Origin of the sequence: Synechococcus sp. OH2 (assembly GCF_047462155.1) — a bacterium.
In the GTDB taxonomy this organism is placed as follows: domain Bacteria; phylum Cyanobacteriota; class Cyanobacteriia; order Thermostichales; family Thermostichaceae; genus Thermostichus.
In genome coordinates this window covers 1-5,351 of record NZ_JANSIR010000095.1, presented here as the reverse complement: position 1 = coordinate 5,351, position 5,351 = coordinate 1, and the positions used below count along the sequence as shown (strand labels likewise).

Genomic DNA, 5,351 nt, shown 5'->3' with positions numbered 1-5,351 from the left:
CCTCACCCCCAGCCCCTCTCCCTTTGGGAGAGGGGCTGGGGGTGAGGGACAACAGCAGGGATCAAGGGCTTGGGGAGGAGATCCCAACCTGAGCGCAAACCTGGCCCTGCCGATCGAACAGGGTTACCTGCACCGGCAGGGATCGAGCAGCATACTTTTGCACATAGGCTGTTGCCCGCTGGCGGATTTGCCGAGTCAACTCCTGCAGCACCGGCTCTGCCCAGCCCAGCTCCTTCAGATACTGCACCGCTGCCTCCACCGTCCTTAGCTCTAGCCCCCGCCGCGACTGTTCGGCTGTTCCCCCGCAGCGGATGAGGGCTGCCACCAAGATTTCCAGGCGGGCATCGGCCACATGGCTGGAAGTGGTGAAGATGCCCCCCGCCAGCTTGATCAGCTTGCCGTGGTAGCCGATCAAATGAACCGACTCCGCCCCCCGCAACCCTGCTTCCACCAGCAGCGGCCCGATCCAATTGGCCACCAGTAGAATCTGTTCTGCCGGGATCCCTTGTCGCAGCGCCACCTGCTGCCCATGGCTGCCCACGCAAAAGGCCAGATGCCTGTGCTTTTCCAACTTCTGCTGCAATTCGCAGCGGGCCCGCTCCAGGCTCTCGGCACCGGCAGAAGGCTCCACCTCCGCCCGCGTTCCCAAGAGAGCCAGTCCTTCCAGCACCCCAAACGCCGCATTCGAAGTCCGCTCCGCCAAGAGTTTTCCCTCCGGCAAGATGATGCGCACCCGCAGCCGATAACCCTCTGGGATCCCAGACAAAAGGTTGATCTCAAACAGGCGCCGGGCGTAGGCATAGATGGCCGGGCTGCCGTCAGCGTGTCGTCCTAGCCCCTCCCCCGCTTCCAGGAGCAAAGGGAGAGCGGTGGGATCCCGTTCCTCCAAACTCACCCAGGCCCAGACCGGTGTGTTGCGGGTGAGATCCAGGTGAGGGCCGGGATCCGAGCGGGTAATGGCCAGAGCCGTGTTCTCCGACAAAGCCGCCACCTGCTCCACCGGGATCCTGACCCAGCCGGCAGCAGATCCCGTTTCAGGCTCCACCTGCACCGCAATGACAGGATGAGCGCCGTTCTGCTCCAAAGCGATCCCGATGAGACGGTGGAAAGCAGCCTTAGCAGCAGCCACCGCAAACACGGGCAAGGTATAGCCCTGTTGGGGAGAGGGGAGAACCGCATCCTGCATTTTTTGCCTGGAAATAGAGAGGAACCTGCTCTGGAAAAAACTTTGGAGAGAGCCTGCCTCAATTGTGGCCAACGCCAACCCGCAGGACTGGCTTGCTAGGGCAAACTCCTGAAGCCGACGTTTAGTTCTCCAACTGCGTAATCGTTAAATGATCTGGGGGAAGAAGGGGAGGAGCGAGAACTTATCTCTTTCAATAAAAGTAAAGAGTCAGAACCGGGGCAGCTATGAGCGAAGCAGTGCAGCACTATTTTGAGCGTCTGGAGTTGCAAATTCAGGAGCTGAAAGCTGCCATCGAGCGGATGCCGGAGCAGGTGGCGGCTGCTCTTCTGGCAAAGCAGGAGGCTAAAAAAAATGTCCCCGCCCCCTCCCGTTACAGCGTTCTCACCTCAGACTTGGTGGAAGATGGGAGCCACAACTTTTTGCTGGATGATGAACCCACTGGGGTAAGCAGCCGCAGCATGGGACACGAGCTTGCCCCAGAAGCCCAAATCCAGCGCCTGAGCGCCCAGCTAACCGCTGCCTACAACCGCATTGCCGCCCTAGAAGAACAGCTCTTGGCGCAGCGCCTGCGGCAATGACCTAGCGAGGCTGCGGTGAAGGGGTGGCAAATATGCTGTTTTTGCGCTGCACATCTTGCATCTGGAAGCCGTGCTTGCGCAGCTCCTGATCCAACAGCAGCTCGTTCTCCACGTGATCCACAAACAGCACACCGTTGAGGTGATCGATTTCGTGTTGGATAACCCGCGCCAGCAGGTCGTCGGCTTGGAGGGTGCGGGGCCGCCCGGTTTCGTCCTTAAATGAAACCACCACCCCCTGCGCACGCATGACCTCACAGAAGACGCCCGGAATGCTAAGGCAGCCTTCCTGGCCAGCTACTACTTCGCCCAGGTACTCGCGGATCTCCGGGTTGATCAGCACCAGCGGTGGCACCTCTGGCTTATCGGGATAGAGATCCACCACAATCAAGCGCTTAGGAATGCCCACCTGAGGAGCTGCCAGGCCGATGCCATCGGCACTGTACATAGTCTGCAGCATGTCTCGCGCCAACTGGCGGATCTCGTCGTTGACCTGGCTGACGCGCTTAGCCGGCTGCCGCAGCACCTTGTCACCCATCCGATGGATGCGCAGAGGCGGGTTTTTCAGTTTGGCTTTGGGGACAGAAAGGGTGGCCACCATCCGGCAGGTCTCTCAGAATAAACAGCAGAAGACGTCCAGTCTAGACCTCCATTCTACATTCAGGTTCGTTTGCCATGACTACGACTCGGAGCTGCCGTCCCCAGCCTCTGGGGATCCTTGTTGGTCAATGGCTTGTTTGAAGCCCAGAGCCACCAGAATGTTGGAGAGGGTGAGAAAAGCCTCTGCCGCCCCATGCAAGGGATCCACATTGGCTAGGGAAGTGCCGTAATGGAGTTGGGCATACAACCCCGCCGGGATGCTAACGGCCACAAACAGTAGCAGCAGCCAAAACCCAATCAGGGCCAGGGGCGGGATCCGGCGCAGCCGCGACAGGAAAAACAAGAAGACCAAATAGGGGAAGAGAGAGAGGGCAAACAAACTGTCCATTGCCTAGCTTGGATCCCTCCTCCCAAGGGACTTTTCCACCTGCTCCGCCCGCCAAATGCGGTAGGCAGCCCAGGCTAGAGTGCAATTGCCCAGAAGCGTCAAGCTCGCCTGGACAGTGACCACCCAGTTGAGAGCGGGATCGTTGTCAAACCAGTGCCAGGTAATGGCACACATTGCCCCCAGTAGGGCAGGCAACATCGCCCAGCTCAAGCCGCGCCACTCTGGCCGGCCTATTCGCTCCCCAAACTGCCACACGCAAACAATGGCCGCCAGCCATTCCAAGACGCTGGCAATATGAATCCACCAGGTGGGAAGCGAAAGGACATGCATTAGACGCTGAGGGAATGACGCAGCAACTGGCGGTAAGTGGCCTCCTGTAACAGCATTTGCTTGTGCAGTTTGACCAGGATGTCCTTGGCCTGCTCAGGGCTCATACGAGCTACCAGCGTCTCGAAAGCCCGCTGGCGAAATTCTTGCTCCAGAGAGAGACCTAGCGTTTCATCCATTATCGTCACCTTGAGACTCTTAGGGTAGGAGGGAGTCTCGCGCTAGGATATCCCAGCGCTGCTCCCGACAAGCACTGCAAGCAGGACAATACATATCTTAATAACCTAGTTTAACAAGTTGCAACAAAATGGCAAGTGCCTCCGGATCCTGGTCCGGCCAGGGCTGGAGGGGAAACTCAACAAAGGAGCGGGAAAAGTACACTCCCGCAAAGTTTGATAAAAGCACATTTTGGACAGGGAAGTGCGAAGATTTTTGAGCGGCAATCCCTTTACATCCTGTCATGTTGGGCGATTAGGCGGGGCCTCATGATAAAAGTGAAGTACCTTGAGCCTTGGTTGCCGCTCTTTCCGATTTGCGCCTTGCTTTGCTTGAATTGCCATGACCATTTTTGTGGGAAACCTAAACTATAAAGCCTCAACGGAAGAGCTAGCAGCTTTCTTCCAGCAGAGGTGGAACGTTAAGTCAGTTACAATTCCGATAGACCGAGAAACCGGCCAGACACGGGGCTTCGCGTTCGTGGATTTGGCCACGGAGGCCGAGGAAGAGGAGGCCATCGACGTCGCCAACGGCCAGGAATTTATGGGCCGACCTTTGCGTTTGGATCGAGCCAGGCCGCGCCGACAGGCTTAGCTTCAGCGGGAATTCCTCATCTGACTCCGAGGGAGGTGCCAATCCAAAAGTTGGCAACGCAGGCAATGGCGGGCAGAAGTGAGGGCAACGGCTGGAAGGGCTTTAAGGCTGTTTGAGATGGTAAAGCTGCTGCATCTTTCCGATATTCATTTGGGCAGTGGCTTGGCCTACGGCTCCATCAACCCGGCTACGGGGCTGAACACGCGTTTGGAGGATTTTGTCACTTCTTTGCGCCTGTGCATTGATCGTGCCCTCGATCGGGCTGTGGATCTGGTGCTGTTTGGGGGCGATGCCTTTCCCGATGCGACGCCGCCGCCTCTGCACCAAGAGCTCTTTGCCCAACAATTTCGCCGCCTGGCCGATGCCGGGATCCCGACCGTTCTGCTGGTGGGCAACCACGACCAGTACGGGCAGGGGCAAGAAGGCAACAGCTTGGCCATCTACCGCGCTCTGGGGGTGGCAGGATTTGTTGTGGGGGATCGGCTGCAGACCCATTGGATTGAAACTCGCAGCGGCCCGGTGCAGGTGACCACCTTGCCTTGGCTGAACCGCTCCACCCTGCTTGCCCGCCAGGAGAGCCTGGATCTCAATGCCGAAGTGTTCACTCATCAGCTCCTTCAGCGCCTAAATCTGGCTCTGGAAGGGGAGATCCGCACTTTGCAGCCAGGGATCCCGGCAATTTTGTTGGCCCATGTGATGGTGGAGACGGCCCGCTACGGGGCAGAGCGGCATCTTTCGGTGGGCAAGGGACTGACGGTGCCCCTCTCGCTGCTGGCGCGGCCCGCCTACCAATACGTGGCTTTGGGTCATGTGCATCGTCACCAGGTGTTGTGTCGGCAGCCGTTGGTGATCTATCCCGGCAGCATTGAGCGAGTAGACTTTGGGGAGGAAAAAGAGGAAAAGGGTTGTGTGTTGGCAGAGGTTACGGCCACAGGGGCCAGCTACGAATTTTTGCCCTTACCCACCCGCACCTTTCACACCATCCGCCTCGATCTCACCCCCTATCCCCCCCAGCAGGTGCAGGCCAAACTGCTGGAGGCCATTGCCAAGGCGCCGGTGGCCGGCTCTATTCTGCGCCTGATCTACCGCCTCCGTCCCGACCAGCTCGATTGCGTTGACGAGCGGGCTCTGCACCAGGCCCTCGCCCCTGCCTTCAGCTACACCCTCGTCCCAGACGTGGTCAGCCCCAGCCGTATTCGCCTGCCGGGCCTGGATCCCAGCCGTCTGGAACCTTTGACTGCTCTGGAGCAGTATCTAGCCGACCGCACCGATCTGGCCCCCTTGCGCAACGAGTTGCTGGCGGCTGCCCGTCAGTTGCTGGCGGAAGCAGCAGATCCCTTGTCGGAGGGGAATGCCAACGGGGAGGAGGCGGATCCTGCAAGCCTTGCTGAAGGGGAAGAGCAGCAATTGCCCTTGTTTTAACGTAAGGTGCGGAATTCCCCACCGTCTATACGGTGGGGAGGGA

8 protein-coding genes are annotated in these 5,351 nt (G+C 58.8%); 3 read left to right on the top strand and 5 right to left on the bottom strand.

All coding sequences use genetic code 11. The annotated features are described in order from the left end of the window. Nucleotides 1-61 precede the first annotated feature (61 nt). Nucleotides 62-1,186 (bottom strand): cobalt-precorrin-5B (C(1))-methyltransferase CbiD, encoded by a 1,125-nt coding sequence (cbiD, locus tag NW835_RS08525; protein ID WP_414415050.1) that lies wholly within the window; start codon nucleotides 1,184-1,186, stop codon nucleotides 62-64. Between the two features lie 224 nt (nucleotides 1,187-1,410). Here cbiD and NW835_RS08520 point away from each other — a divergent pair, with 224 nt between their 5' ends. Next, nucleotides 1,411-1,764, top strand: coding sequence for a hypothetical protein (locus NW835_RS08520; RefSeq protein WP_414363732.1), 354 nt, complete (start codon nucleotides 1,411-1,413; stop codon nucleotides 1,762-1,764). A gap of 1 nt (nucleotide 1,765) precedes the next feature. On the opposite strand, the gene def is transcribed toward NW835_RS08520, so the two are convergent. The 4 genes from def to NW835_RS08500 all read right to left on the bottom strand — a co-directional run bounded on the left by def (nucleotide 1,766) and on the right by NW835_RS08500 (nucleotide 3,255). Next, a complete protein-coding gene (gene def / locus NW835_RS08515; RefSeq protein ID WP_414415049.1) occupies nucleotides 1,766-2,362 on the bottom strand; it encodes a peptide deformylase in 597 nt (198 codons plus the stop codon). A 78-nt stretch (nucleotides 2,363-2,440) separates the two neighbouring features. Further along, nucleotides 2,441-2,749, bottom strand: a complete 309-nt coding sequence (locus tag NW835_RS08510) for a DUF3593 domain-containing protein (RefSeq protein WP_414415048.1) — start codon at nucleotides 2,747-2,749, stop codon at nucleotides 2,441-2,443. 3 nt (nucleotides 2,750-2,752) lie between these two features. Beyond that, entirely contained in the window at nucleotides 2,753-3,079 is a 327-nt protein-coding gene (locus tag NW835_RS08505) for a DUF2499 domain-containing protein (protein ID WP_414415047.1), read from the bottom strand. Further along, nucleotides 3,079-3,255: an NblA/ycf18 family protein gene (locus NW835_RS08500; RefSeq protein WP_414363725.1), complete on the bottom strand. Its 177-nt coding sequence runs from the start codon at nucleotides 3,253-3,255 to the stop codon at nucleotides 3,079-3,081. Before NW835_RS08500 ends, NW835_RS08505 begins: the two co-directional genes overlap by 1 nt. Before the next feature lie 379 nt (nucleotides 3,256-3,634). Between NW835_RS08500 and NW835_RS08495 the strand changes: the two genes are divergently transcribed. Further along, nucleotides 3,635-3,886 (top strand): RNA recognition motif domain-containing protein, encoded by a 252-nt coding sequence (locus NW835_RS08495; RefSeq protein WP_011429047.1) that lies wholly within the window; start codon nucleotides 3,635-3,637, stop codon nucleotides 3,884-3,886. A 117-nt stretch (nucleotides 3,887-4,003) separates the two neighbouring features. Continuing rightward, the gene (locus tag NW835_RS08490) at nucleotides 4,004-5,308 is read left to right on the top strand and encodes a metallophosphoesterase family protein (protein ID WP_414363723.1); all 1,305 of its coding nucleotides are present in this window, start codon (nucleotides 4,004-4,006) and stop codon (nucleotides 5,306-5,308) included. Nucleotides 5,309-5,351: the final 43 nt, after the last annotated feature.